The following is a 27,000-nucleotide window of genomic DNA, read 5'->3' on the forward strand; positions in this document are numbered from 1 at the left end:
TCACCCCCTAAAGTCCAGATTTAGTAATGCTTGACCTTAGGCAAATATGGAAGCTTCCTTATTCACATTATATGCCAAATGTTGATAAGAAAGCTTGGGTATATTTTCCGAAAATTTAAAATATATTTCTACTACCAATGCACTATTTCCTATTGTAAAATTGCTTCGGACATCGAAAGGACTGTATATTCCTACCTATCTACATCTCCCATTGTCATCACTTGAATAAATTCGGTAATGAATTTTTTATAATCAAAGCGCAAGGCAATTCGGTCTAATGTTTCAGGTGGCTCCTTATCTGGGTTCGCTCGAAAGTCTGCGACACTTACTCCCTTTAAAATTCCGAACAATTCAACATTTACCCTACGATGTGCATATTGTACAATTGATGGATTCACAATTGCACTTAAAGCAACCACATCATGTAACGGCGTCCCTTTAATTCCAGGTACGCTTTTTTTATAAAATTCATAATAATAATCGAAAATGGGTCGTATTAAATCGCGGTAAGGATTACGAGTTCCATGGCGGACAATTGTATCCACAATTTCGGAAGTCAAGAGAGCCTGGATGGTAATATTCAGTGGATGAATCGCAAGGTTTCTTGCACGCTCACAAACAAGGTTTGAGGCAATCGGATCTCCGTAAAAATTCGCCTCGGCTTCGGCAGTGACATTACCAGGAACAAAAAAAGCACCGCCCATTACATAAATTCCTTTTACTTTATTCATAACCTCACCGCCAAGAAGAAAGGCAATAGCAAGAGAGGTTGAACGCCCTACATCGACGATATAGAGTTCGTTTTCATATTTTTGAATGATTTTAAATATCTCATCAAAATTTAATAACTCTCCCGTTTGTAATGTATCAGGTGGACGAATGGGACCAAGCCCTTTTTCTCCATGAATTTCAGGATAATAAGGGGTGAATTCTCCGGATAGAGGTCCCTTCGCCCCTGCAATGATCGGGATATCTCTTTTACCTGCAAGGGATAATAAATAAGCCACATTTTGAACAGCTTGTTCTTGTTCAACATTTCCATAGCCCGGTACAATACCGACAATCTCAATTTCTGGATGGAGCAATCCGTACATAATTGCAAGTGAATCATCTATTCCCGGATCTCCGAAAAATAATACCTTAGCTGCCATCGTTATTGCTCCCTTCATATTTTTGTATAATACTCACTATATGAAGGGCATACGAAAAAAACACCTATTTCTTTGTTGTTGAAATAGGTGCTTTAACCATTAATTATTTTGCAAATCGGTGGTTACCGATAATAGTTGTTACTTCTCTTGCCATCATGAATGGATGTGAGGACTTGTCTGGATTAAAGAAGAATAAGGATCCTTTTCCTTGTCCACGAAATGTTATAGCTTCATCTACAGCACGTTTTGATTCTTCATCAGCTGGTTGATTGATTGAACCATCAGCCACTGGGCTAAATGCATATGAACCGCCTGTTGTTTTCTCGTAAATAACTTCTTTAATAGAATTTGGGAATTCAGATGAATCCACACGGTTTAATACAACAGTTGCCACTGCAACCTTGCCTGCATATGGTTCACCCTTTGCTTCCGCATGTACAAGTCGTGCAAGTAATTCCTTCTCTTCATTCGTCACTGCTTCTGGAATTTTAAGCTCTTCTCCTGGATAAATCATATCACTTGTTCGATTGTTCATTTCCTTAAGATTTAGTACAGACACACCATACTTCATGCCAAGATTCCAAAATGTATCACCTGATTTAACAGTATGAGTTGCTGCCGATGCACTCACACTTGTTGCTAATATTGAGAATGTTAATGCAGTTGCAAATCCAATCTTTTTAAGGTTTTTCATTTTTTATTCCTCCTAGTAGTCGTCGTTTTTGTCCCTACTAGAAGGGTAACAGCTGTAATATTTCGATTCATTGTCCAATACTTGGTAGATTGTGAGAGCCATTGCTACACGTTGTCTGAAAAAATACATGGAAAAATAATCCTTAGATAAGTTTCACCTAAATATTGGACGTGACGGAAAAATATGGATTGAACTTTACAAACATCTCAGCCGTTTTACGGTTATTTCATAATCATTTTTATCCACTTTAACCCATGCTTTGTGTTTGGATAACGGAATGGTAAATCAAATCGTGTTGTTTGCTTCATGATACCTTTTTCATGAGAAAATACATCGAAGCTCCCCTTGCCATGATAAGCCCCAATTCCACTTTCACCAACACCACCAAACGGTAAATGTGGTGAAGTAAAATGATAAACCGTGTCATTCACACAGCCTCCTCCAAAGGAAATCGACTCAAGGACCATGTTTTGAACTCGTTCAACCTCTGAAAAAATATACAAGGCAAGTGGTTTTGGCTGCTGATTAATTTCATCGATAATTTTTAAAATGTCTTCATACTCAATTACAGGTAAAATCGGCCCAAAAATTTCATCTTCCATGATTGGGTCCTCCCATGTAATGTTAGTCAAGACTGTTGGAGCAATCAGTAGCTTTTCAGCATTTGATTCTCCTCCATGATAAATGGTCCCACTATTGTATATAAATGTTTTTAGACGCTGAAAATGCCGATCACTGACAATCTTAGTAAACTGGCTCTCCTCACTTAAAGCATTTTCATACAATTCTTGGATAGCCTCTTTTAATAGATTCAAAAATTCTTCCTTCACCTCATGATGAACATATAAATAATCTGGCGCAACACAGGTTTGCCCCGCATTTGTAAACTTCCCCCATGCAATCCGCTTAGCCGCATACTGAAGGTTGGCATCCTTATGGACGATACATGGACTTTTTCCGCCAAGTTCAAGGGTTACAGGTGTTAGGTGCTTGGCTGCTGCCTCCATAATCACCTTTCCAACAGCAACACTTCCTGTAAAAAAGATATAATCCGTTTTTTCATTCAAAAGGGCTGTACTTGTTTCAACTCCACCTTCTACGATTGCGATGTAATCCTCTTGGAAATGTTCACGAATCAGTTTTGTCAGTAATTCAGACGTCTTAGGTGTTAACTCTGAAGGCTTTAAAATTGCACAATTCCCAGCTGCAATTGCTCCAATCAAGGGTGCGAATGCCAATTGGAACGGATAATTCCAAGGTGAAATAATCAGAACCACTCCATATGGTTCAGGATAAATATAATTTTTACTGCCAAAGCCCGTTAGGCTTGTTTTTACCTTTCTCGGCTTTGCCCAGTTTTCAATATGTTTTAACGTATAGCGAAGTTCCTCCAAGACAAACCCAATCTCCGTCGTGTAGGACTCAAATTCCGATTTGTTTAAATCTGTATGTAAGGCATCCATGATTTCTTTTTCATGTGTCTTAATTAAACTTCGAAGCGTTTTAAGAGTATCAATCCGAAATGCAACTTCCTTTGTTTTACCTGTCGAAAAGAATTCTTGCTGCTTTTTAATAAGCGCCCCATGGCTTTCCACTACCGTTTCCCCCATTTCATCGAGACTCTACATTATAAATAGTACAAGACTATGCAATTCTCCTCTATTTTTTTACAAAAAACAAAGATAATACTTCAATCAGCAAATAAAAAAGGTAAGCCCAGAGGTTAGGCTTACCATTTGATTAAAATTATTAAATAACTGTCATTTTCTCTTTAACACGGATATGACCTGATTTTTCAACTTTTGTTTCTAAATACTTTTGGTTGTATTCAGATATATCCCCCCATAGTGGGATATGTGTATCAGATAAAAGTCCATATTCTTGTAATGCAGCTAATTTTTTCGGATTGTTTGTAATTAACGTAACTGGTTTCGCACGTAAATCCGTGAGTACACGAATCGCATCCTCATAATTACGGGTATCATCTTTAAAGCCTAATGCAAGATTGGCTTCCACGGTATCAAGCCCTTCTTGCTGAAGGATGTAAGCAAGTGATTTTGAAAATAGCCCAATCCCTCTTCCTTCATGATTAGCTAAATAAAAAAGTGCACCACAACCATTTGAAACGATCATTCTCATGGATTCACGCAATTGGAACCCACAATCACAGCGTTTGCTTCCGAAAATATCACCAGTATGACATATACTGTGCATTCGAATAAGAGCATCGTTTTCGGTATCAAAATCACCGTATACAAGTACAGATGATTGTTGCATAGCTGCAAGGTTCGTTTTAGAAAGTGTATCCAGCACTTCCTCCGTGCTCATTTCATCCTCAACTTTTAACCATGTATACCAATTAAATGTCACAACATGATCATCTAACTGAACAGGTAATGTGACAGGTCCAACTAAACAGATATCCTGTTCGCCTGGTTTTTGTATCATTTTCATTTTATTTAAAAGAAGGTTCTTTATCTCATTTGAAACCATATTCATTCTCCCTTTCTTACTACGGCAACTAGTTTAAGTTCTCTATTCTTTGTCCTGAAAGTATAGTATTTTTATAAAAGGGAGGTCAAGTAATATACACTTCAATTATCTTTTATAATTTTTCAGCATGAAAACCTAACTTTTTTAAGAGGACCATCATTTCTTCTTTTTCGGAATCAGTCAGACCCCCGACAATTTCTTCAATAGCCTCTTCATGCTTTGGAAAAATCGTATCCATGAATTGTTTACCTTCCTCCGTAATGGACGCCCATGTAACACGTCGGTCCTTTGGACAAGGTTTTCTGAGAAGGAAATTCTTTTTTTCTAATTTATCGACAACATAGGTTATACTTCCACTCGATAATAAGACCTTTTTACCAATATGCTGAATTGGCTGGTCCCCTTTATGATAAAGAAGCTCTAACACGGCAAATTCTGTTAAGTTTAGTCCGTATCCTTTTACATCCTCTTCAACTCGCTCATTCACAGATCGGAATGCTCTAGATAGAATGACAAAAAATTTTAAGGAGAGGTTAGGAACATTGATTGCTTCATTCGCTTCCATACTTTCCACCCTTTTCATTATCTTGAATTCAAGATAATTTTACTAAATTATGATGTACTTTGTCAACCTTTGGTCTGTGACTTTTGTCACATTAACTTCTCGCGACTTCCGTATATCGATACAGCACATCCCCACCATGTTGGGCAATTCCGCGAAAATGCTTAAAATCTTCCCTCTTGACCAATGTCTTTCGAAACTCTAAAAATTGATCATTTTTCACCAAATATTCACTTAGTTCTCCATCTCGCAGTTTATTTAAAATTTCATTTACAAATTGTTCATTCATAGTAAACACCTCTAGCTTAAATGACTGTTACAAAAAGCTGGATGAAAAGGACCGCGTCGACAAAAGCGCCACTTCCTGTGGCATTGTCGACACTAGCACGTCCTGTGCGTCGAAATTTCAAGGCGGTGCAGCTTTGAGTACCGGAGCGAGGCAACTGCTTGAGTTAACATCCTTGCAGCCTTGCGCTGAGGAATTGACATCCCAGATTAAACTAGTAGACGCAAGCGCATTCCCCAGGTATTCATCATGTTCTCAGTGCAACGTTCGCAGAAATTCGATGTGTCATTTTCACCGGACTTTTTTAACTTCCTTTTAAATTATAGTAGTTCATAGAAAGAGAAACAAGGCTAATACCCATTTATCATGTGATTCTACACACATTACGCCAATAGGCATATGATGTGGGGAAAGTGTCTAGTAGGCATTTATGATGAAATAGGTAAAAGTTAACTTACCAAAGTAGCTGACTTTTTTATCTGGATCATACTGTAGAGAGGTGGATTCTATGAAAAATTATCAAAAAGAAATGTTTATGAATCCGAATATGTACGGGGCACAGCCTGGTGTGCAACAAAGTATCATGATTCCTCACGGACCACATGGGCCAGGCTGTACTTGCGGTCAACAGCTTGCACCAATGAGTGGAACTGGAATAATGGGCGATTTTGATCCACAGGATCCTGATGTTGGGCCTATGATGGGTGGATTCAATCCTCAGACTCCCGGCGCTGGACCTATGATGGGTGGGTTCGGACCTCAAACTCCTGGTGCTGGACCTATGATGGGTGGATTCGGACCTCAAACTCCTGGTGCTGGACCTATGATGGGTGGGTTCGGACCTCAAGGACCTAGTGCTGGACCTATGATGGGTGGATTCGGACCTCAAGGACCTAGTGCTGGACCTATGATGGGTGGATTCGGACCTCAAGGACCTAGTGCTGGACCTATGATGGGTGGATTCGGACCTCAAACTCCTGGTGCTGGACCTATGATGGGTGGTTTCTCTCCTCAAGGATCCGGTATACCTGGCATGATGGCTCCTCAAGGTTATGGAATGACACCAACCACTAGGGAACCACATGGACCTCATGGACCTGGTTGTACTTGCGGTCAATAGCGCTTTGCCTATCATGATGTGCAAGGTAAATAAGTAAAAACGGTGTCTCTTTTTAGGGACACCGTTTTGATTAAGCCTTTAACCATTTCTGAAATTTTTCAAACTGCTCGCTTGCGTCCTTCAGTCCAAGTTCATATAAATTGGTTAATTTCACAGGATTTTTTTCAACTCGTCCCACCTCAAGTGGTTCTGTTGGACTAATCACAAAAATCCTTCCCGCTCTTTCTTCTTGATCCAAATACGCTAGAGTATCATTATAACGCTTATAGCGTGTTTCCATGGCTTTTACCAGATTAGGATATTGCTTAAATGCGCGTTTTACAACCCAAGTCATATTTGATTTCTTTTTCAAATAACCACGATTTCGAGTTAAAATGACCACATTTTTTGAATTTCCATCCTGCTGTGCTTTTATCAATGGAATGGGATCCGTAATTCCACCATCCAATAATTTTTTCCCTTTGAATTCGATGATTGGCGCAACAAAAGGCAATGAGCTAGATGCCCGAATTACCTTGAGCATGTCATTTCCATACTCCTCTTTTTTAAAATAAATGGGTTCCCCTGTTTCACAATCGGTTGTTCCCACCACGAATTCTTCCTTTGATTGATAAAAAGTATCATAGTCATACGGGACATGTTTATTTGGGATCTCATCAAAAATAAAATCCATCCCAAATAATTGCTTATGCTGTACAAAGTTACGGAATGATAGATAGTTTGGGTGATTGACATAATCAATATTAACCGTGCGATTTCTTCCCATTTGCCTAGAAAGGTAAGACGCTGCCATACACGCCCCTGCCGATACACCAACAACATATGGGAAATATAAATCCTGTTCCATAAAATATTCAAGGATGCCCGCTGTGTATACACCACGCATTCCCCCACCTTCTAAAACCAATCCTACATCTTTCACTATTATTCTCTCCCTCTAACAAAGGCTTATTTACTAACTATAAAAAAATAATGGAGGGTTGTCACATTATTTACAAATTTTTATAATAAAATATCTATGAAAACGCTTTACATAAGAACAAAAGTAAGGCAAAATATAAAAAAATGGTTTTTTTGTAAATAAAAGCACTTTATGAACTATATTGAAGATTCATAGAATGCAATGGAGGGCGACATAATGAAAATTGCAGAAATTGGGGATATCATTGAGTTCAAAGAGGGCCTAAAAGGCATCGTCGAAAAGGTAAATGAAAATTCGGTTATCGTAGACTTAACATATATGGACAATTATAGAGATTTAGAATTAGAGAGTCGTACTGTAGTTAATCACAAAAACTATAAGATTGTCACAACAATCTAATGAAAAAAGGAGCTGATTAATAATCAGCTCCCTTTTTGTATTTATGCCCCTAATGATTTATTTTTAACAAACTTAGGTTGGAGCGAAGTTAGAAATCTAGATTTTGAGAATGAGTAGATTAATAGTGCTGTCCAGATAAAAATAAAAGTTACTAAATGCACCTTTGTAAAGTGTTCATGATATAAGAATACTCCTAAGAAAAGGCTTATAGTCGGAGAAATATATTGAAGAATCCCCACAACAGATAGTGGGATTCTGTTTGCTCCAGCAGCAAACCAAAGTAACGGTAATGCTGTAACCACGCCTGCCCCCATTAGCAATAATTGCACGTCAATGGTGGCTCCTGAAAAAGAATCGACTCCACCCTTATTGAGTACAGCTAAATAAATGAGTGCAATTGGTGCAACCACCATTGTTTCCATCGCTAAACCTACCAATGAATCAAGCTTGGCAAGTTTCTTTGTTAACCCATAAAACCCAAAGCTTAGTGCAAGTGTGATCGCAACCCAAGGAAAACTTCCATATTGAATGGTTAAAATAAGAACTCCAATACCGGCTAATCCAAATGAAATCCCCTGCCAAAACAGGATTCGTTCCTTAAGAACAATGATTCCTAGCAGTACGCTTACCAATGGGTTGATGTAATACCCAAGGCTAGCATCAATAATATGATCCGTATTCACCGCCCAAATGTAAGTAGCCCAATTGATTGTAATGAGGATGCCTGACCCTACAATCCCAATTAGTTTCAATTTGTGTTTAACGATCTCTTTAAGGCTTGTTATAAACTGTTTCCCTTTTTTTGAAACAAGGATAACTAAAAGCACAAAAACAAGGGACCAAATAATTCGATGTGCAAGTATTTCGAATGCTGGAACGTAGTCGATTAACTTCCAATAAAGAGGCAGTACCCCCCATGCAATATAGGCAATCGTGGTGTATAGGATACCTAATTTATATTCCCTCATGTCATCTTGTTCCATAATGAACCTTCTTTCCAATTCAAGTTATACCATTGGTTAATTATATTTCGGTTCCCGATATTTCTCAATGAAAATGAATTGGAAATTTTAGATTGATGGATGAGGATGAAGTTTTCGATTTATAGTTAGTTCCATATTTCACTTATTACTAGGTTGGGGGGTGCTTCAAGCTCTTTGGAGATACACTATGCTCCATTTTTTAGGAGGGTGATGGTGCTCAGGCTCTTATACAAATTCACTTCTGGATATGATTGGAAATACCCCTTACATAAACCTCTCTTTTCACATCACTTCTGGATATACCTGGAAATACCCCTGGCAAAAACCTCTCTTTTCACACCACTTCTGGATATATGTGGAAATACCCCTTGCATAAACCTCTCTTTTCACACCACTTATGGATATCTCTGGAGATACTCCTTGCATAAACCTCTTTTATATCACCACTTCTGGATATATGTGGAAATACCCCTTGCATAAACCTCTCTTTTCACATCACTTCTGGATATACTTGGAAATACCCCTTGCATAAACCTCTTTTATATCACCACTTATGGATATATGTGGAAATACCCCTTGCATAAACCTCTCTTTTCACATCACTTCTGGATATACCTGGAACTACCCCTTACATAAAACTCTCTTAACACACCACTTTTGGATATACTTAGAAATACCTCTCGCATAGACTCCATTAAGCCACCACTTCCAATAAAAACACATACCCCAAAACCCAAAAAACACACCTCATAACAGAGGTGTGTGCCTTAGTCTTACTATTCTTTAGTATCCTTCCCTGCTTCTTCAGCAAGCTGTTCAAATGATTTTACTTTACCATGCGGATTTTGGGATTGTTTGCGAACTGTCCATTGGCGCTCTTGTTGGCGTTTAGATTGTGTCATCTCGAACATCTCCTTCTTTCAGATTATCATCATTAGGATGAGTCGCCACCGGATATTTATTCTAAAAAATTCACACTCATGATAAAATGAACAGCGACACATCTTAACAAAAGAGGCAAAAACAAATGCACAAAAACTTTTTACTATTATTTATACTTGTACATATTTTACTCGCTATTAGTTTTCTTTCGGACCTTCCATTTTGGGTCATGTTTACAATATCCTTTTTCCTATTATCTATTGCAGCCATCCGATACGGAAAATTCGATACCAAAACCATTTCAATTTCAAACACAGCAATTGCTATACTTTCCGGGCTTCTCATGTACGGACTCTTTTTTACCGGTAAAATAGGCTCTGAACTCGTATTTCCGAATGTACTAACAGATGTTGCTGATTTGTATATGAAAGTTCAGCCTCAGCTAACTTGGCATTATGTGGTGCTGTTTCTCATCATCATTCCAGGTGAAGAGTTATTTTGGAGAGGCTATATTCAGAAGAAAGTTGAGAATCATTTCGAAAATAAGCTACTCGTGATCGTCATTTCCTCACTTTTATATATGTCGGCAAATATGTATACCTTTAACCCACTTTTCTTGCTAGCGACATTTGCTGGTGGAGTGGTTTGGGGTACCTTATATATGTGGAATCGGAATATCCTTTTAACAATCCTTTCTCACCTTGTGTTCAACTTATTTTTTCTCGTGCTATACCCCATCTTTTAAAAACGAAAAGAAAATCGAAGAACGTTATGAGCCCATTCTTCGATTTCCTAATCCATGTATTTTCCGCTATTTTCATTTAACCCAACATAACTTTTTCTACATTGTTAGGTATCCCCGCTACATACGGATTATCTTTTGTGGATAAGTAAAACTCCTGTTTTGCTTGTTCAAGTACATGATCCTTATTTAATAATAAATCATACGCAGATAATGCCATTGTTTGAGCAGCCAAGTGCATCCCCTTAAAACCGATTGACGATCCGAAAGTAGCGGTTGCCTGCCAAGAATGTACTTGTACTCCAACAGGCGCACAAGTTGTCATGATTTGCCCAACAGGTGTAATCCAACTAACATCGCCAACATCGGTAGAACCAGCGACAGATTTTCCTTTTGTTTGTTTATCATTTTGATAGGTGACCGGTAGAATTTCATTGTTTGCCTGTTGTGCCATTTTTACGATGGCAGCATCTATCGTCTTTACTAATTCCTGAGCAAATTCCTCTTCTTCTGCAGTAAATACTAAAGGGTCTGCCAATTTCATATTGTCGTACATAAGGTCATTTAAAGTTTCATTAGGCAGAGTGTTATAAGGAAATGCTTCGATCTCCCAATACACCTCTGTTTCTGTCATGAGAGCTGCCCCTTTAGCAATATTTTGAACTCTTCTAAGTACGTCTTCCACCTGTTCCTTTGTAGCAGCCCGTAAATAATACCAAACACTCGCATGCTCTGGAACAATATTTGGTGCAAGTCCCCCATTTGTAATGACATAATGGATTCTTGTACCGTCTACAACGTGTTCTCGTAAATAGTTAGTGCCAACATTCATCAATTCAACTGCATCTAGCGCACTCCTCCCAGCATGTGGCGATGAAGCGGCATGTGCTGGAATTCCCTTAAAATGAAACTTAATGGACACCATAGCTTGCATGCTCCTATTTACTACCATATTTGATGTCCATGGATGCCATGTTAAAGCGCAATCCAAATCATCAAAGACGCCTTCCTTTGCCATATACGTTTTTCCAGACAAAACCTCTTCTGCGGGACAACCATAGTAACGAATCGTACCAGCTAGTTTAAATTCCTCCATTGCGTTTTTTAACGCTACCACAGCTTCTACTCCTGCGGTTCCAAGTAAATTATGGCCACAGCCATGCCCTGGTCCGTCCACTTCTACTTGTTCCTGAACTGGTTTGACGGCTTGGGAAAGTCCGGGTAATGCATCATATTCACCAAGTATCCCAATTATTGGTTTTCCTGAACCATATTCAGCTACAAAAGCTGTAGACATTCCACCAATCGATGCTTGAATTCGAAATCCTTCTTCTTTTAATTTTGAAATCTGCAAGTTACAAGCATAGCTTTCTTCGTAAGCAACTTGCGGATGTTCCCATATCTTTTTCGCCATTTCCGTAAATTCGGACTGGTCATTTCTTATCCATTGCACTAATTTTTGTTTATTCATCCGTTATATCCATTTACTAATGGATTCTCACTCCTTCCAAATCTACTAAGTCAATATCAACACCTTAATTATTTTTCTCTTGTTTTTTGATCTTCTCTAAAAGTAAACAAACTACAACTGTTCCGAGTATGCAGACAAATGTTTGGAACGCACGAGGAACAGGACCTAAATTAACAAATAAACCAAATGCAATCCCAATTACACCAAATAGTGGCTTCTTGATTGCAAATTGGGCTATAACACCTCCAAAAATTGCAGGAAGAACAAAATTCAAGCTATTTATAACGGACTCTGGCAATATGGAGAGAATGAACGAACCGCTTAAGATAGCTAAAATAAGGATAATCGCGTTCATGATGGATGCCGTCGAAATGGCCAATGCGGCCGTAATTTCACCCTTTTTCGTTCCAGGTTCCGCGTCAACGACACGTTGAGCAACCGATGCACATGGAAGACACATATTACCAATGTTACCTGTAAGAAAGGCAATATATGTACCAGACACACCTAACACAGGGTAATAGCTAATCGGTTCTAGTACCCAAACAAACATAATGATGGCTGCATAGGCTGTAAAACCAGAAATAATCGTGGACCAACCAGGATGATATCCAAGAACAAATGAGAGATATGAAGGCACTAGTAATGTTAACGCTATAACGGACCAGATTGTGAGGCGCCCCCAAAAATGAGATTTTAATTGGAAGGTGTCAAAATCCATTGCTGGTGCTTGCATACTTGGCACCGCTTGATTTATAGATAGATTTTCCTCTCTATTTACTTGCATTTAGTTCTCCTCCCTTTCTTTTTAAGAAATGACATAACCCGCTATCATCCCGACTATAATAACCAATCCTAATGACCATTCTTTTAACCACCTCAATTGGGATTTATCTCCTATCCATATAATGAGGGGCATCGTAATAAACGCCACAATAAATACAATGAAATGACTTAAACCTTTTACCATTTCTCCTCCACCAAGATAACTAAATGCCCCTATCATTGCAGCAACAGAAACGGTGCTTAACATCGTTACATTTTTTGGATTGGCTTCTGCTTTTTTCTGTATCTTTCCTAATGACTTTGTAAATAGAGCAACGAATAACAACCATCCCATTCCCCCAAGACACATGACCCATACAGCGTTCGTAAAGGCTTGTAACGTATAATCAGAAGATCCCAAATCAACGCCAGCGGCCTTTGAGCCAATACTTGCACCCACTGTTTCGATTGCAGCATTTCCAATGATTGAGATTCGCATTAATGTTGTAGGGCTTCCTATTAGTGAAATCATAGAAATAGCAACAACAATGATGGCTAAAGATGGCCCTAATGAACTAATCGCACCGGCCCTTATCGCTGACTTTACTTCTGTAGATGTCATACCAACGGATTGACTTGTTTTTGATGCTAGTCGAATAAAAATGATTCCTTGAAAGATGACGATCCCAACTACCAGTGAAGCAAAGATCCAAAGTGGTAAGCTATTTGCGGTTTGTAATACTTTTTCCAAATCAAACATCCTCCTTTTCAGATTTTCTCCAAGTGTAAAAAAAATTTCCCTACATCTTTTTTGAACTCCTCCCTTTAAAAAGTAAGCGCATTCAAAATAATTAAGGTTGAAAATTCTTTATTTTCTAATTTTTATAGTAATTTATTGAACTAGCTATTACAATGTATTATATTACATATATAATTCGGAAAAAACGGAACTTTCTATATATATATATATTTTGGAGGTTAGGATGATAACAAATCAACTGCTCTCCTTTTTAGAAAAAGGGTTTGAGAAATCTTCTTATGAAATTTGGGTTCAAAAACCACATGATACTTCCTTTCAACTCTTACACAAAAAAGGAAAATTAAAAAATGAAAATATTAACCTTTTAAAATTGAATTTCGATGACACTTACACGACCTTTACGGATGAGGAGAATTTGTATATTTCATTTTCTTACCTGAATGGGCATCAAGTACTCCTTCGCTCCAACTGTATAACTTCTCCCTTTGATAAAAGAGATTTGGATTATTTATCTATTTGCTTTGAGCTATTGGACGCTAAAAGCCAGATTCAAGCAAAAGATGCGGAACTGGATATTTTGATTGAGGGAATCCGCTCTGTCTCTTCATCACTTGTTCTTGATGATTTACTAGAGAAAATTGTGAAAAACGCATTGTCCGTAATACCAGTTGCAAATGCAGGGTATCTCCAACTTTATGATCCTAGTGAAAAGGTCATTATTACGAAAACAAGTGTTGGATTTGAACCAATCATTGGAAAACTTAGGATGAACGTAGGAGAATCTATAACTGGAATGGTTTTTAAGGAAGGGAAACCATTAATCTATCATTCGACAGACCAGATTTATAAAAAAATGAGCGATCATTCCATTTCCCCAGAAAACTTACAAATTATCAACTCATCTTCAAAAGGAAAAGTTATTCAAGCCATTGTAAGTGTACCGATTTCGATTGGGGACCAGCGGATCGGTGTGATGACCATACACCAATTTGATAAGAAAGGGAGATTTACTGAAGGGGATGTACGACTATTACAAGGTTTTGCTTCACAGGTAGCAATTGCTATCCAGAATGCACGCCTTTATACAGAAGTGAACGAAAAATTACAAGAGCTTTCAAAAAGAAATGAAGTTCACAATACCCTTATTAAATTCTCTCTCCAAAATAAAGGTTTAGAGACTATCGTAAAAGAAATAGGCAAAATGATAAATAGAAAAGTTTCCTTTTATGATTATTTGGAGAATGATTGGTATCATAACCAGGTCCATCAAAAAAGTGATTTTAGCGTTGATGAAATCTCTAGAATATTTAAAAATAGAAGACATGCTGTTTTCGTCGAAATACGAAAACCTAAAGAAGAAAAGTATTATTTATATCCCATCATCAATGGTACCATTTTTCTAGGTTGTTTTATTTTACCCTACTCTACTACCTTATCGATTATTGATCGGATTGTTATTGAGCAAGGTGGAGCCATTCTTGCCCTTGAACTTGTTAAAAAACATACATTAGAAGAAATTTATTATAAGAAGACACATGAATTTTTTAATGAGGTTATTAAAAGTAGAGAACCCGAAGCTCTCATTGCAAAAAGAAAGGAATTCAATTTAATTCCATCCCACTCCTTTTTTGTTGTAGTCATCGAACTTGTAAACTATAAGGATTTATATAAGCTTGGTGCAGATATTCATAGTATCATCTCATTGATTAAAAAGAATATTTTACACGTGAGGCTCATTTATGGGTTTCATAATAAAATCATTTTACTCGTTTCATTAGCTGACAGTTCGTTAGTTGATGATTTGATAAAAAGACTGAAAACCATTATTCAGAACTGGACGAATAATAACGACTCATTCGTATGCGTAGGTATCGGTTCAACTAAAAAGGGAGCTTATCACATAGGGAAGAGTTATGAAGAAGCAAAGAAATCCGTAGCATATCTAGTGAATAAAAAGGAAACAGGTATCATTATCTATGAAAGCATTGGGGTTAATCGTTTATTTATTAATCAGGATACGAATGAAATAGAAGAATTCATAAATGGCTTTTTTCAACCCTTAAATACGACAAGGTCAAGGAAAAATGACTTAGAACTGACATTGCTAACCTATATAAAATTAAATAAATCGATAAACGAAACAGCTAAAAGTCTCCACATTCATATCAATACATTATATCAACGCCTAAAAAAAATTGAGGAGATTCTTCATTTAGATTTTAATGATCCAAAAGATTTTCTTAAAATCCAGTTAGCCTGTCACTTAAAAGAATCATTTGCATACTCTGATGAGGTTCATTAATGAAAAGTAAAATAAAGAGGTTACCTTAAACCTCTTTATTTTTTCCGGGTGTGTTTCATTGGTCTTGCCAATAGAACTAATAAAATCAAACTCATATACCCAAACAATGGATATAAAAAAGAGATTAATGCGCCGTAGCCTAACTGACTTAGACAATAGGCGATGGACAAAATACCGAATACAATTAGGATTGACGGCAGTTTGATGACATTTTTCAATTGACGCTCAAGCCCAAATAAATTACCAATTACTGAAGTAAAGATTTCTCCATAAATCACAAGGATGTACAGCCAGGAGAAAGCAGCCATGAAGTTTTTCATAACCTCAGCCATTGGAATTTCAAAGGTATGTATATTTGGGAGTGACGACAAGGATATATGGCTTGTTAATAAAATCAGACATAATGCGCCCCCACCTAGCAATCCACCCCATCTTAATGTTTTTTCATGTTTTATTTCTTTAGCAAGTGGAACCAAAACCGGCATAGCCATGGTGAGATTAAATGCAGCATATAAAAATGGCGAAATCATCCATTTATAACTTGGTGAAGCTAAGTCAGGTTTGCTAAATAAACTTGTTACATCCGTAGAAATGACTTCTACTGCTAAAACAACACTGAAGAAAATCATAATCGGTACCACAAACATGTTCACACCAAATAACCCTTTGACCCCATATATCAAAACAAATATGGAAAGCGCACTCGTCACAAAAATTCCATGTTGATAGGACAAACCTAATTGTTCGTAAAAGACTGCACCTGCTCCCGAAAGCATGACCGAAGTAACCCCTATCAGTACAAGAAGCATCAATCCGTTCACAAAAAATCCTGCTTTTCGTCCAAACAAATATTCATTAAATTCTTTATACGATTCAGCTTGAATTAGATTTGCGATGATCATGATTCGAGTTCCTAACCATATAAATAAGAAACCACTTATTCCAATTCCGATTAAACCGTATAAACCATATTGGGTAAAAAATTCAACAATTTCCCGTCCTGTTGCAAATCCTGCTCCTACGATTGTTCCAACATAAACAGCACCAATTTGAAATGCTGCCCCCCAATTCCCTCGCACAAATAGCCACCTCATTAATTGTCTGTATTACTTCATGTATATGTACAAGTTCTTAAATTAAGACGAGCTATTCCTTCGTTGTCCGTGGCAAAAATTTCTAGTGCTTTTCACTTGAAAGTCAAAGATGGTCAAAGTATAATGTAGACATAAGGTCAGAGATGGTCAAACATCACAAACGACCTAATTATATTTAGGCTCACTCGATGTGGGTCACAAAGACGTTGTCACAGGATGTGGCGATCTTAGTCTTTAATCTTAAATTGGTCAAAGATAGTCAAAATTCAAGGAGGTAGTTGTTTATGATTTGTCAAGCATGTAATAAAAATGAAGCTACGATACAGTTACACGTACAAGTGAACAATGATAAGCGACAAATTCAACTTTGCAGTGAGTGTTATGCGAAGGAGAAAAACAACATGAAAATACCTTCAGGAATGTACGGTTTCCCTAACTTTACATTTGATGATCTATTAAAAGGCAATGCCTTCGGTCAACAAATGGGAATGAATCAACAACAAACACAACCAAAACACGGAGGAAATGGCGGAGGTCTACTCGATAAGTTTGGTCGAAACCTAACTCAAATGGCGAAAGCTGGACTGATTGATCCAGTAATTGGCCGTGATGAGGAAATCCAACGTGTCATTGAAATCTTAAACCGCCGTAATAAAAACAACCCTGTTCTAATTGGGGAACCGGGGGTAGGAAAAACTGCAATTGCAGAAGGATTAGCCCTACAAATTTCTGAAGGAAAAGCGCCAAGTAAGCTTTCAAATAAACAGGTTTATTTACTAGATGTCGCATCACTCGTTGCCAACACTGGTATTCGAGGTCAATTCGAAGAAAGAATGAAGCAACTCATTGCTGAGCTTCAAAAACGTAAAAATATTATCTTATTTATAGATGAAATTCACCTTTTAGTAGGTGCAGGGTCTGCTGAAGGTTCAATGGATGCTGGTAATATCTTAAAACCAGCTCTTGCTCGTGGCGAGCTTCAAGTTGTCGGTGCCACAACATTAAAAGAATACAGACAAATTGAAAAAGACGCTGCACTAGAACGTCGTTTTCAACCTGTAATAGTGGATGAACCTACGGTTGACGAAGCAATTCAGATTCTTGAAGGTATTAAAGGAAAATATGAAGATTTCCATGGTGTAAAATATACAGATGAAGCGATTCGCGCCTGTGTAACATTATCACATCGTTACATTCAAGACCGCTTCTTACCTGATAAAGCAATCGACTTGCTTGATGAAGCTGGTTCAAAAATGAATTTAGCAGCTGGAGGCACAAATCCAAAGGATATTGAAGCAGAGCTTGCAAAAATCGCTGCTGAAAAGGAAAAAGCTGCTGGGGAAGAAAACTACGAATTAGCAGCGAAACTAAGACATCAAGAAATTCTGCTAGAAAAACAATTAAATAATCCGGAAAACAAAGAAGAGCATGTGATTGATGTAACGAATATCCAACAAATTATCGAGAAGAAAACCGGTATCCCTGTTGGTAAGCTTCAAGAAAATGAACAACAAAAAATGAAACATCTTGCTGACAACCTTGCGAAAAAAGTAATTGGTCAAGATGAAGCTGTTACAAAGGTAGCGAAAGCTGTTCGTCGTAGCCGTGCTGGTTTGAAGGCTAAAAATCGACCAATCGGTTCCTTCCTGTTTGTCGGACCTACTGGTGTAGGTAAAACAGAATTAACGAAAACACTTGCTGAAGAACTATTTGGTTCGAAGGATGCTATGATCCGACTTGACATGAGTGAGTACATGGAGAAACACTCTGTCTCTAAAATCATCGGTTCACCTCCTGGATATATCGGCCATGAGGAAGCAGGACAGCTTACTGAAAAAGTTCGTCGCAACCCTTATAGCATCATCCTTTTAGATGAAATTGAAAAGGCACATCCAGATGTTCAGCATATGTTCCTTCAAATTTTAGAGGATGGTCGTTTAACAGATAGCCAAGGACGCACTGTAAGCTTCAAAGATACTGTAATTATTATGACAAGTAACGCAGGAAGTGGCGGACCTAAGAAAATCACGGTTGGCTTTGAAAAAGCTGATACAGATGTTTATAAGGAAACATCTATCCTTGATTCACTTGGTTCCTTCTTCAAGCCAGAATTCTTGAACAGATTTGATGCCATCATTGAATTCAAACAGCTTGAAAAAGAACACTTACTACAAATTGTTGACCTTATGTTACATGAGCTTGAAGCAACACTTAAAGAACAAGATGTAACCATCACTGTTGATGATGCTGCAAAACAAAAATTAGCTGAGCTAGGTTACCACCCAGCATTTGGTGCACGCCCATTACGTCGTGTCATCCAAGAACAGCTTGAAGACCAAATCACTGATGTTCTTTTAGAAAATGAAAACCAAACAAGCTTGAACGTAACAGTCGAAGAAAATAAAATTGTAGTAGAATAATACACCCAGAACAAAAGCGCAAGCGCCTTGCAAGAGGAACATCGACTAACTACTGCCACGTCCTGTGGCAAAACGTCGATGTCAGCACTTCCTGTGCAAGTCCGATAAGCATAAGAAAATCTGGCGAGAAGGATGTATTTTATCCTTCTTGACAGATTGGCTTATGACCTCGAGGGGCTAGGCGCTGGAGCTGGACTTGGATACACTCATTAAAAATTATCCACAATGATAAATTTTAAATAATTTCTTAGACCATTAAAAATGCAGAGCCACGTTTGAGCTCTGCATTTTTTTATATTGATTTTGACTCCAATTCACTTACCTTTATCGGTGACTTACGATTTGAAAACATACTATGCAATACCATTCCACCCGCAATCATCAATAACCCAACAAAAGAATACATAGTTGGCAGAGGTGCACTTAATAAGAGAACCTCCCCAAAGATCACAAAAATAATCTGGGCTGACTGGGTGGCTTCAACCGCAGCAAGCTTACTTTGATCGTGTTTGACAAGCTCAGTTGCGAAAAAGAAAAGCACGGTTGCGATAATCCCAGAGGAAATCCCTACGATAAATGATTGAAATACTTGGTCTTTACCTGGAAGTCCAGCAGTCGCAACACCAAAACCAGCAATAATGAACCAAAACGGAGTCGATGCAAGGGTCATTCCAAGGACACGTTGAAAGGTGTCAAAATCATTTTTACAATGCTCCATCATTTTTCGATTACCTAATGGATATGCAAAAGCAGCCACTACTACGGGAAGAATTCCGATTAGGAGCATTTCTATTCCAATTCCTCCATCTGCTTCCTGAAGCTGAATCAAGACAATTCCTATAAAAATAAAACTAGAAAAAATAAGTCCTTTGACCGGGATATGTTCACGGACTTTTTGTATCCCTTTGTCCATTTCCACTGTTTTATAGAAAAAAGGAACAACAAGGAGGCCAGCGATAATGACAAATTGCCATGTTCCTGCAACCAACCAACCTGGACCAGAAGCAGCCGCAAAGGTAAGCGGTGCATAAAACAACCCAAATCCAACTGTACTCCAAAGCATCCATTTGATTGGATTCTTTTTTAACTCATACAGAAGTTCCTTCAGGTTACCTCTAAGAAAAACAATCCCAATTAAAAAGGGGATCATAAAAAAATACCGCAATGAAGAACTCCACAGCCAGCTTCCACCTGAAAGCTCCATTGATCGGTTTAGAATAAACGTTACCGCAAAAAAAAGTGACGAGATGATTCCAATTAGAATAGCTTTCAAAATCCATACTCCCCCCTAGACCTTAAAACAATAAACATCTTCATCAACAAAACCTTTGATGATTTCTCCTGTTTTCGTAAATCCCGCTTTCGTATACACATGGATAGCAGCTTGGTTTGTAGGAATAACTGATAAGTAAATCTCATCGCAATAGGGCAATGTATGAATCATTTCAGAAATAATTTCTTTCACAGCGGCGGTTCCATACCCTTTTCCTTGATATTTATAATCAATCATAATCCTGCAAAGTTCAAAGCGATTTCGTTCATTTTCAAGACCAAACATGGTAAATCCAATTAACTGAGTTCCATCATATATGGCTTTCGTTACCCAATCTGGCTGTACTTTTGCTTGTGCTAATGAAAAGACATTCGAGGCAACCCATTTTTCGAATAAAGTAAACTCTTTATCCTCTGATTTTAACCGAATCACATCGAGCAAATTTTCCATCGTGACATCGCGTAAAATGATTTTTTTCATTTACCTCCCCCATTTTACAATTGGTTTGGTACCACGACTAGTAAAAATATTCTAATAATTCATTTTACCATAAAGACTTGCTCTGCTTTTACTTTAAATCCTGCATATTCTAATAATTCACGTAAAATTTTATTCGACACCGACATATTCGCTGCAGTTCTTGCAACATTAAGATTCGTTTGACCAAATACCCTTTGTAAAAGCTCCCTCACAATGTCTTCTTTTTTATCCTGCGAAGGTTCGGTCTCACATTGCATTAGAATAATTGATTGAAGCTTTCCTTCCTCATTAAATAACCTTTTAAAAATTGTATATCCAACAACCGTATCATTCTCATCCAGTGCTAGAAGTGATTCTCCGTCACGTGCATTATTCCACTGTGTTTGCCACGGAACCATCGCCTTATAAAAGGGAACTTGTGAAGCGTCAATCGGAATTCCTTTTTTAAAGGTAAATTGGTTGTTTTCGGATAGAAAGGCATCGCCCGATAATTCACCTGTATGCTGTAAATGAATTAATTCATCGACAATGTTATAGCCGACCTTTTCGTATAATGTGATGGCTTTATCATTTTCCTTAACGGCTTCAAGTGTGGCAACTTCAACACCTTCCGCTTCATAGATTGCTAGTGAAGCTTCCATTAACTTCTTGCCAACACCCTTCCCTCGGTATTCAGGGTCAACACCTGTTCCACCATTCCACGAAACTTTTTTACCGTTAATAAAGCGAATCCCGTTTAAAATAAGTCCTACAGGTCGCTCCCCGTCATAGGCAATGACCGAAAGCGTGGGAGAAAGCCCTTCCAAAATCATCCGTCTTGTAAAAAGATCAACCGTTGTTGTCATATCAAAATAGTAACCTTCAAATCCTTTATTCCATGCTACTACTGCATCCTCAAGTGTACATTCAGATAGTCTTTTTATAGTAATCATTATTTATCCCCTCCTCTTAAAGAAGTCATTTAGTCGATTTATTTAATCATATTTTAAGAGTGCCTACAAGTAATTTTGGAAGATTCCCAAGAATTATTTAAAGACATTTATATTATCTATAGACCTTTTCAATACTTTTCCAATAACCACCACATAAACTGAGTTTTTGAGATGTCTTTTTCAAGATTTTCACATAAACCTATTCATATACACATTTTATCATAGGACTTTTTCAAATATTATCCAGATGTCATCACTTAAACTATTTTTATATCATACCTTTTTCAAGATTTTTACATAAGACTTTTCATATACACACTTTAAAACAGGACTTTTTCAAATATTATCCAGATGTCATCACTTAAAATATTTTTATATCAAACCTTTTTCAAGATTTTTACATAAGTCTTTTCTAATGCACTCTTTATCACTGAAGTTTTTCAATAATCATCACAAATCGGCCAAGCCCTCCGTTCCATCACCAAAATTCTCCTGTCATCTACCCTACTTCCGCTTCATATACATTATTGAGGTGGAAAACATGTCCATAGTACCAAGATTTTTTTTATTGATGTCTTTTTTGATTTTGTTTTTTAATGGTTCGTCATTGGGATTTATCTTGTACGAAGTGAGATTTGACTCTTTATTTGGGTATGGCTTTTTTATCTTTACGAGTTTAATAGGAGTTGTATTTGCATCCATTGCAGAGGAGCCAGGTACAACGAAGAGGTTTTATTGTAGATACTGCTTATACGGAAACTGGCTTGTCACTCTTTTTCCACTTTATTTTCATTGGGTTGCGGACTCTGTTTTCCCAATTCTAATTGAAACTTTCCTTTAACCAAAAAAGTGCCACAAATGTGTGACACTTTTTCGTTATTATGCATCTTGATCCGTTAAAATATATGGACCGTCCTGTGTGATTGCGATTGTGTGTTCATATTGTGCAGAAAGACTTCCATCAATCGTACGAGCTGTCCAGCCGTTCTTATCCATAGTGGTCTGATATCTACCGACATTCACCATTGGTTCAATTGTGAAAACCATTCCTTCTTTTAAACGTAATCCTTTATTCGGAAGACCATAGTGTAAAACCTGTGGTTCCTCATGCATCGTTGGTCCAATTCCATGTCCGATAAAATCACGAACAACTGAGAATCCTTCGCCTTCTGTATAAGACTGGATGGCATGACCGATGTCTCCAAGGCGGTTTCCGATTACCGCTTGTTCAATTCCCTTATACATCGCTGTTTTTGTTACATCGAGAAGCTTTTCAGCTTTTGGTGAAATGTCACCAACACCATATGACCAAGCAGAGTCAGCAAGTGCCCCGCCAAGGTTCACTACCATATCGATAGTCACGATATCTCCACTTTTCAAAGGAGTTTTTCTAGGAAAGCCGTGGCAAATTTCATCGTTAATCGAAGCACATGTTGCATATTTATAGCCCTTATAGCCTTTTTGTTCAGGCGTAGCACCATTCTTTTTAATAAAATCCTCAGCAAAGCTGTCAATCTCTAGACTTGTAATTCCAGGTTGAATCAGTTTGCGAATTTCCTTATGGCATGCTGCCAAAATTTGTCCCGCTTCGCGCATTAATTCAATTTCTCGTTTTGTCTTTAAATGAATCATGAAAACACCCTCAATTTCAGTTTGATGTTTTTATTATATCCTTTCTCAAACATTTTTGCATAAACTAGAGTTTATTTGCAAAATTTCAACAAAAAGGACTGTGGAAACCCCCACAGTCCTTACGTTTTACAGTTGTTTGTCGTCGACACTATTTAGCCATGCTTCAATTTCACCTACGACAGATTGTACGGTTCCTTGTTCAAATGGAGAAAGGAGATTTGCAACCTTCACTAGCTCAGTAAAAGGCTTACTTCCGCCTTGTTTACATAGGTGTACATAATCTGCCCATGCTTTATCATGGTTTTCTCTTGATTTTTTCCAGAATTGGAATGCACAAATTTGCGCGAGTGTATAGTCAATATAATAAAATGCAGTTGTGTAAATGTGGCTTTGACGCTGCCAGAATCCACCTGCTTCTAAATACTCATTGCCATCATAATCGCGGAATGGTAGGTATTTTTTCTCAATCTCTCTCCATGCTTTGTTACGTTCAGCAGGTGTTGCTTCTGGATTTTCATAAACAAAGTGTTGGAATTCATCCACTGCTACACCATATGGTAAAAATAATAAGGCCTCACTTAAATGAGAAAACTTATATTTATCTGTATCTTCCTTAAAGAATAATTCCATCCATGGCCATGTAAAGAATTCCATACTCATTGAATGAATTTCAGCAGCCTCATAGGTTGGCCAATTGTATTCAGGCACCTCGTAATGTCTGCTTGAGTATACTTGGAATGCATGCCCTGCCTCATGTGTTAACACATCGATATCCCCTGATGTTCCATTAAAGTTTGAGAAAATAAATGGCGCCTGGTAATCACTGATGTATGTGCAGTAGCCTCCACCAGCTTTTCCTTTTTTCGCAACTAGATCCATTAAATTTGTGTCAATCATATAATTGAAGAATTCGTTTGTTTCTTCTGATAGTTCTTCATACATTTTCTTCCCATTTTCGATGATCCAATCTGGGTCACCCTTTGGTACAGCATTACCTGATTTAAAACTGAATGATTCATCATAGTATTTTAAGCTGTCCACACCAATTCGTTCGGCTTGGCGTTCACGAAGCTTCACCGCTAATGGAACAATATGATCCTTCACTTGGTTTCTAAAGTTTGCAACCATTTCTGCATTGTAATCGGTTCTTGATAGTCTTACATATGCAAGTTCAACGAAGTTTTTATAACCAAGTTTATGTGCAATTTTTGTACGAACTTTTACTAGCTGATCATAAATATCATCAAATTTTTCTTGATGTTCCTTGAAAAATGCAAAACGAACCTCATTTGCTTTTTTACGCATATCGCGATCGATTGATTCCGTAAACGGTTGTAACTGTGCTAATGTGCGCTCTTCGCCTTCGAACATAATTTTTGCTGAAGCAACAAGCTTCGTATATTCGGATGAAAGCTTATTTTCCAATTGGAGTTCTTCAACTACTTCTGGTGAGAACGTTTTTAATTGTGTTTCTGCAAAATCAAAAAGCTGCCTGCCCCATTTGTTTTCTAACTCTGTACGAAATTTTGAATTCACAAGAGCATCGTAGTACTTAGTGGTTAAGCCTTGTACCAATGGTTGAATTTCATCAAGATAATCTTGTTCTTCTTTATAAAATTCATCATTCGTATCAACTGTATGTCTGATATAGCAAATGTTAAAAGCTGTATCAACAGTACGTTGGATGGCAATGATTTCTTTCATTGCTTCATCTTGTGCCTCAGGTGTTGCCGCATTTTTGAATTTTTCCAGCGCAACATTAAATGTTTGTTCCACTTCGTCCATGTTTGGACGGACATACTTAAAATCGTTAAAATTCATAGAAGGTTCCCCTTTTCAATAAGAGATTAGAAAATATGTATACTCTTTCATTGTAAACCACTCCTACATAATTTTTCCACTACGAAACCTTCGAGAGAATTTGATAAGTTTCGCTAAAATTTTTACGTTGTTTGTCGATAATAAGAATAGTAGAATTATAGACTCAAAAGATATTTAGAAGTTCCGCTTCTAAGACCAGATTTTTGTGTTAATTCACACGGATTTGCGTCTTTAACCACTATACCCATAACAACGTATGAAAGCATAGGTGATACAATTTGGATAAATCGTCATTAATAGGAGTCATTCTTGGTCTAATAGCAGTATTTGTAGGTATGGTTTTAAAAGGTGTTCCACTTTCAGCTTTAATAAATCCTGCTGCGTTCTTGATCATTATTTTAGGAACCATTGCGGCTGTTACAATTGCATTCCCAACTAGTGAATTAAAGAGAATACCTCAGCTATTCGGGGTCCTATTCAAAGAAAAGAAGATGTTAAGTGTTGAAGAACTGATTCCAATGTTCTCTAACTGGGCTACTGTTGCCCGTAAAGAAGGACTTTTAGCACTCGAGGTAAAAGTCGCTGAAGTTGAAGATCCATTCTTGAAAAACGGACTAAGTATGGCAGTTGATGGACAAAGTGCTGAATTTATCCGCGATGTAATGACAGAAGAAATAGAGGCAATCGAAGAACGACATGCTTCTGGCGCATCGATTTTCTCTCAAGCAGGGACATATGCACCAACACTTGGGGTATTGGGAGCTGTTGTAGGTCTGATTGCTGCATTGGGACATATGGACGACACAGATGCACTTGGAGAAGCGATTGCAGCTGCGTTCGTCGCGACAATGCTAGGGATTTTCACAGGATATGTACTATGGCATCCGTTCGCAAATAAATTAAAACAAAAATCAAAGCAAGAAATTAAAATTAAAGAAGTCATGATTGAAGGCGTATTATCTGTTCTTGAAGGCCAATCACCACGTGCAATCGAACAAAAGCTTTCAATGTATCTTTCAAATAAAGATCGCGTGAATGTTTTGACTGAAGGTGAAATGATAGATGGCTAGAAAAAGGCGAAAAGCAAAACACGATGAGCATATGGATGAATCATGGTTGGTACCTTATGCGGATATATTGACATTATTGCTCGCGCTGTTCATTGTACTGTTTGCTGCAAGTAATGTGGATGTTCAGAAATTCCAAAAACTTGCAAGCTCCTTTAATAATGTCTTTAAGGGCGGTACTTCTTTTTTAGAATATGAGAGTCCTGTACCCGTTGAAATTGATAATGCTGAGATTGTAAATGAAAAAGAAAAAGAAAAACAGGAACAAGAAGAACTAAAGGAATTACAAAAAAAAATCAATGGCTATATCACGGAAAACGGATTAGACTTAAGTCTTAAAACCCGCTTAGCCGATGAAGGGTTGCTCGTTACGATTCAGGATGGTGCATTCTTCGATCCCGGTAGCGCTGATGTGAGACCAGAGGATCTTAATCTAGCTCGTGAAATTTCGGAGCTGTTGGTAATGAACCCTCCTCGTAATATCATTGTAAGTGGGCATACCGATACAGTTCCAATGAATAATCATGAATTTAAAAGCAACTGGCATTTAAGTGTCATGCGTGCGGTTAATTTTATGAGTCTTTTATTAGAAAATAAAAAGCTCGATCCTAGACTTTTTAGTGCTCGTGGTCTTGGTGAATATGAGCCTGTTGCGACCAACGAAACACCTGAAGGAAGAAAACTTAATCGTCGGGTTGAAGTACTCATCCAGCCAAATCTCGACCAGCAAAAATAATGGCGGCCAAAGC

Annotated in this window: 25 protein-coding genes; 7 read left to right on the forward strand and 18 right to left on the reverse strand. The window is 37.7% G+C overall.

Features of this window, described 5'->3' with window-relative positions; translation table 11 throughout:
* Window positions 1-191: 191 nt before the first annotated feature.
* From DZB84_RS04095 to DZB84_RS04120, 6 genes are all read right to left on the reverse strand, one after another.
* Window positions 192-1,151, reverse strand: coding sequence for a nucleoside hydrolase (locus tag DZB84_RS04095; protein ID WP_116350996.1), 960 nt, complete (start codon window positions 1,149-1,151; stop codon window positions 192-194).
* Window positions 1,152-1,254: 103 nt separating this feature from the next.
* Window positions 1,255-1,845, reverse strand: coding sequence for a cell wall hydrolase (locus tag DZB84_RS04100; protein ID WP_116350997.1), 591 nt, complete (start codon window positions 1,843-1,845; stop codon window positions 1,255-1,257).
* A 221-nt stretch (window positions 1,846-2,066) separates the two neighbouring features.
* Window positions 2,067-3,440, reverse strand: coding sequence for an aldehyde dehydrogenase (locus DZB84_RS04105; RefSeq protein ID WP_116350998.1), 1,374 nt, complete (start codon window positions 3,438-3,440; stop codon window positions 2,067-2,069).
* 154 nt (window positions 3,441-3,594) lie between these two features.
* Window positions 3,595-4,338, reverse strand: coding sequence for a GTP cyclohydrolase II (locus DZB84_RS04110; RefSeq protein ID WP_116350999.1), 744 nt, complete (start codon window positions 4,336-4,338; stop codon window positions 3,595-3,597).
* A gap of 112 nt (window positions 4,339-4,450) precedes the next feature.
* Window positions 4,451-4,903 carry a MarR family winged helix-turn-helix transcriptional regulator gene (locus DZB84_RS04115; protein ID WP_116351000.1) on the reverse strand — a complete coding sequence of 151 codons (453 nt, stop codon included), beginning with the start codon at window positions 4,901-4,903 and terminating at the stop codon, window positions 4,451-4,453.
* A 91-nt stretch (window positions 4,904-4,994) separates the two neighbouring features.
* Complete coding sequence (locus tag DZB84_RS04120) at window positions 4,995-5,189, reverse strand: hypothetical protein (protein ID WP_116351001.1); 195 nt, start codon at window positions 5,187-5,189, stop codon at window positions 4,995-4,997.
* A 505-nt stretch (window positions 5,190-5,694) separates the two neighbouring features.
* Between DZB84_RS04120 and DZB84_RS25425 the strand changes: the two genes are divergently transcribed.
* A complete protein-coding gene (locus DZB84_RS25425; protein ID WP_116351002.1) occupies window positions 5,695-6,306 on the forward strand; it encodes a phage tail tape measure protein in 612 nt (203 codons plus the stop codon).
* Between the two features lie 70 nt (window positions 6,307-6,376).
* On the opposite strand, the gene DZB84_RS04130 is transcribed toward DZB84_RS25425, so the two are convergent.
* Window positions 6,377-7,231 (reverse strand): patatin-like phospholipase family protein, encoded by an 855-nt coding sequence (locus DZB84_RS04130; protein ID WP_116351003.1) that lies wholly within the window; start codon window positions 7,229-7,231, stop codon window positions 6,377-6,379.
* Between the two features lie 213 nt (window positions 7,232-7,444).
* Between DZB84_RS04130 and DZB84_RS04135 the strand changes: the two genes are divergently transcribed.
* A complete protein-coding gene (locus DZB84_RS04135; RefSeq protein ID WP_116351004.1) occupies window positions 7,445-7,627 on the forward strand; it encodes a YkvS family protein in 183 nt (60 codons plus the stop codon).
* 41 nt (window positions 7,628-7,668) lie between these two features.
* Here the strand turns inward: DZB84_RS04135 and rarD are convergent, their stop codons facing one another.
* Together rarD and DZB84_RS25185 are read right to left on the reverse strand one after the other, a co-directional pair.
* A complete protein-coding gene (gene rarD / locus DZB84_RS04140; RefSeq protein ID WP_116351005.1) occupies window positions 7,669-8,610 on the reverse strand; it encodes an EamA family transporter RarD in 942 nt (313 codons plus the stop codon).
* A 776-nt stretch (window positions 8,611-9,386) separates the two neighbouring features.
* Window positions 9,387-9,512 (reverse strand): DUF6254 family protein, encoded by a 126-nt coding sequence (locus DZB84_RS25185; protein WP_010283238.1) that lies wholly within the window; start codon window positions 9,510-9,512, stop codon window positions 9,387-9,389.
* A gap of 125 nt (window positions 9,513-9,637) precedes the next feature.
* Between DZB84_RS25185 and DZB84_RS04145 the strand changes: the two genes are divergently transcribed.
* Window positions 9,638-10,237 (forward strand): CPBP family intramembrane glutamic endopeptidase, encoded by a 600-nt coding sequence (locus DZB84_RS04145; RefSeq protein WP_116351006.1) that lies wholly within the window; start codon window positions 9,638-9,640, stop codon window positions 10,235-10,237.
* A gap of 76 nt (window positions 10,238-10,313) precedes the next feature.
* Here the strand turns inward: DZB84_RS04145 and DZB84_RS04150 are convergent, their stop codons facing one another.
* The 3 genes from DZB84_RS04150 to DZB84_RS04160 form a co-directional block, all read right to left on the reverse strand.
* Window positions 10,314-11,705, reverse strand: coding sequence for an amidohydrolase (locus DZB84_RS04150; RefSeq protein ID WP_116351007.1), 1,392 nt, complete (start codon window positions 11,703-11,705; stop codon window positions 10,314-10,316).
* A gap of 64 nt (window positions 11,706-11,769) precedes the next feature.
* Window positions 11,770-12,492 (reverse strand): small-conductance mechanosensitive channel, encoded by a 723-nt coding sequence (locus DZB84_RS04155; protein WP_223254379.1) that lies wholly within the window; start codon window positions 12,490-12,492, stop codon window positions 11,770-11,772.
* A gap of 21 nt (window positions 12,493-12,513) precedes the next feature.
* Window positions 12,514-13,230: a DUF5058 family protein gene (locus DZB84_RS04160; protein WP_116351008.1), complete on the reverse strand. Its 717-nt coding sequence runs from the start codon at window positions 13,228-13,230 to the stop codon at window positions 12,514-12,516.
* Between the two features lie 223 nt (window positions 13,231-13,453).
* Here DZB84_RS04160 and DZB84_RS04165 point away from each other — a divergent pair, with 223 nt between their 5' ends.
* Window positions 13,454-15,532 carry a helix-turn-helix domain-containing protein gene (locus DZB84_RS04165; RefSeq protein WP_116351009.1) on the forward strand — a complete coding sequence of 693 codons (2,079 nt, stop codon included), beginning with the start codon at window positions 13,454-13,456 and terminating at the stop codon, window positions 15,530-15,532.
* 35 nt (window positions 15,533-15,567) lie between these two features.
* On the opposite strand, the gene DZB84_RS04170 is transcribed toward DZB84_RS04165, so the two are convergent.
* Window positions 15,568-16,611, reverse strand: a complete 1,044-nt coding sequence (locus DZB84_RS04170; protein WP_116351010.1) for a YkvI family membrane protein — start codon at window positions 16,609-16,611, stop codon at window positions 15,568-15,570.
* A 299-nt stretch (window positions 16,612-16,910) separates the two neighbouring features.
* Between DZB84_RS04170 and DZB84_RS04175 the strand changes: the two genes are divergently transcribed.
* Window positions 16,911-19,046, forward strand: a complete 2,136-nt coding sequence (locus DZB84_RS04175) for an ATP-dependent Clp protease ATP-binding subunit (RefSeq protein WP_116351011.1) — start codon at window positions 16,911-16,913, stop codon at window positions 19,044-19,046.
* A 292-nt stretch (window positions 19,047-19,338) separates the two neighbouring features.
* Here DZB84_RS04175 and DZB84_RS04180 read toward each other — a convergent pair whose 3' ends face one another.
* The 5 genes from DZB84_RS04180 to DZB84_RS04205 form a co-directional block, all read right to left on the reverse strand.
* The gene (locus DZB84_RS04180; protein WP_116351012.1) at window positions 19,339-20,319 is read right to left on the reverse strand and encodes a DMT family transporter; all 981 of its coding nucleotides are present in this window, start codon (window positions 20,317-20,319) and stop codon (window positions 19,339-19,341) included.
* Between the two features lie 15 nt (window positions 20,320-20,334).
* On the reverse strand, window positions 20,335-20,799 hold the full coding sequence (locus tag DZB84_RS04185; protein ID WP_116351013.1) for a GNAT family N-acetyltransferase: 465 nt from the start codon (window positions 20,797-20,799) through the stop codon (window positions 20,335-20,337).
* A gap of 59 nt (window positions 20,800-20,858) precedes the next feature.
* Window positions 20,859-21,731, reverse strand: a complete 873-nt coding sequence (locus tag DZB84_RS04190; protein ID WP_116351014.1) for a GNAT family N-acetyltransferase — start codon at window positions 21,729-21,731, stop codon at window positions 20,859-20,861.
* Between the two features lie 879 nt (window positions 21,732-22,610).
* A complete protein-coding gene (gene map / locus DZB84_RS04200) occupies window positions 22,611-23,363 on the reverse strand; it encodes a type I methionyl aminopeptidase (RefSeq protein ID WP_116351016.1) in 753 nt (250 codons plus the stop codon).
* 126 nt (window positions 23,364-23,489) lie between these two features.
* Window positions 23,490-25,184: a M3 family oligoendopeptidase gene (locus DZB84_RS04205; protein WP_116351017.1), complete on the reverse strand. Its 1,695-nt coding sequence runs from the start codon at window positions 25,182-25,184 to the stop codon at window positions 23,490-23,492.
* Window positions 25,185-25,462: 278 nt separating this feature from the next.
* On the opposite strand from DZB84_RS04205, the gene motA reads away from it, so the two are divergent.
* The gene (motA, locus tag DZB84_RS04210) at window positions 25,463-26,254 is read left to right on the forward strand and encodes a flagellar motor stator protein MotA (RefSeq protein WP_116351018.1); all 792 of its coding nucleotides are present in this window, start codon (window positions 25,463-25,465) and stop codon (window positions 26,252-26,254) included.
* Window positions 26,247-26,987, forward strand: coding sequence for a flagellar motor protein MotB (gene motB, locus DZB84_RS04215; RefSeq protein ID WP_116351019.1), 741 nt, complete (start codon window positions 26,247-26,249; stop codon window positions 26,985-26,987). The genes motA and motB overlap by 8 nt, the downstream gene beginning before the upstream one ends.
* Window positions 26,988-27,000 lie beyond the last annotated feature (13 nt).

The organism is Bacillus sp. HNG (assembly GCF_003400205.1).
In the GTDB taxonomy this organism is placed as follows: domain Bacteria; phylum Bacillota; class Bacilli; order Bacillales; family Bacillaceae_L; genus Ferdinandcohnia.

Coding starts and splice junctions, on each gene's coding strand:
- DZB84_RS04095 (WP_116350996.1), bottom strand. CDS start 1,151: ATGGCAGCTAAGGTATTATTTTTCGGAGATCCGGGAATAGATGATTCA.
- DZB84_RS04100 (WP_116350997.1), bottom strand. CDS start 1,845: ATGAAAAACCTTAAAAAGATTGGATTTGCAACTGCATTAACATTCTCA.
- DZB84_RS04110 (WP_116350999.1), bottom strand. CDS start 4,338: ATGGTTTCAAATGAGATAAAGAACCTTCTTTTAAATAAAATGAAAATG.
- DZB84_RS04115 (WP_116351000.1), bottom strand. CDS start 4,903: ATGGAAGCGAATGAAGCAATCAATGTTCCTAACCTCTCCTTAAAATTT.
- DZB84_RS04120 (WP_116351001.1), bottom strand. CDS start 5,189: ATGAATGAACAATTTGTAAATGAAATTTTAAATAAACTGCGAGATGGA.
- DZB84_RS25425 (WP_116351002.1), top strand. CDS start 5,695: ATGAAAAATTATCAAAAAGAAATGTTTATGAATCCGAATATGTACGGG.
- DZB84_RS04135 (WP_116351004.1), top strand. CDS start 7,445: ATGAAAATTGCAGAAATTGGGGATATCATTGAGTTCAAAGAGGGCCTA.
- rarD (WP_116351005.1), bottom strand. CDS start 8,610: ATGGAACAAGATGACATGAGGGAATATAAATTAGGTATCCTATACACC.
- DZB84_RS25185 (WP_010283238.1), bottom strand. CDS start 9,512: ATGACACAATCTAAACGCCAACAAGAGCGCCAATGGACAGTTCGCAAA.
- DZB84_RS04145 (WP_116351006.1), top strand. CDS start 9,638: ATGCACAAAAACTTTTTACTATTATTTATACTTGTACATATTTTACTC.
- DZB84_RS04150 (WP_116351007.1), bottom strand. CDS start 11,705: ATGAATAAACAAAAATTAGTGCAATGGATAAGAAATGACCAGTCCGAA.
- DZB84_RS04155 (WP_223254379.1), bottom strand. CDS start 12,492: ATGCAAGTAAATAGAGAGGAAAATCTATCTATAAATCAAGCGGTGCCA.
- DZB84_RS04160 (WP_116351008.1), bottom strand. CDS start 13,230: ATGTTTGATTTGGAAAAAGTATTACAAACCGCAAATAGCTTACCACTT.
- DZB84_RS04165 (WP_116351009.1), top strand. CDS start 13,454: ATGATAACAAATCAACTGCTCTCCTTTTTAGAAAAAGGGTTTGAGAAA.
- DZB84_RS04175 (WP_116351011.1), top strand. CDS start 16,911: ATGATTTGTCAAGCATGTAATAAAAATGAAGCTACGATACAGTTACAC.
- DZB84_RS04185 (WP_116351013.1), bottom strand. CDS start 20,799: ATGAAAAAAATCATTTTACGCGATGTCACGATGGAAAATTTGCTCGAT.
- DZB84_RS04190 (WP_116351014.1), bottom strand. CDS start 21,731: ATGATTACTATAAAAAGACTATCTGAATGTACACTTGAGGATGCAGTA.
- map (WP_116351016.1), bottom strand. CDS start 23,363: ATGATTCATTTAAAGACAAAACGAGAAATTGAATTAATGCGCGAAGCG.
- DZB84_RS04205 (WP_116351017.1), bottom strand. CDS start 25,184: ATGAATTTTAACGATTTTAAGTATGTCCGTCCAAACATGGACGAAGTG.
- motB (WP_116351019.1), top strand. CDS start 26,247: ATGGCTAGAAAAAGGCGAAAAGCAAAACACGATGAGCATATGGATGAA.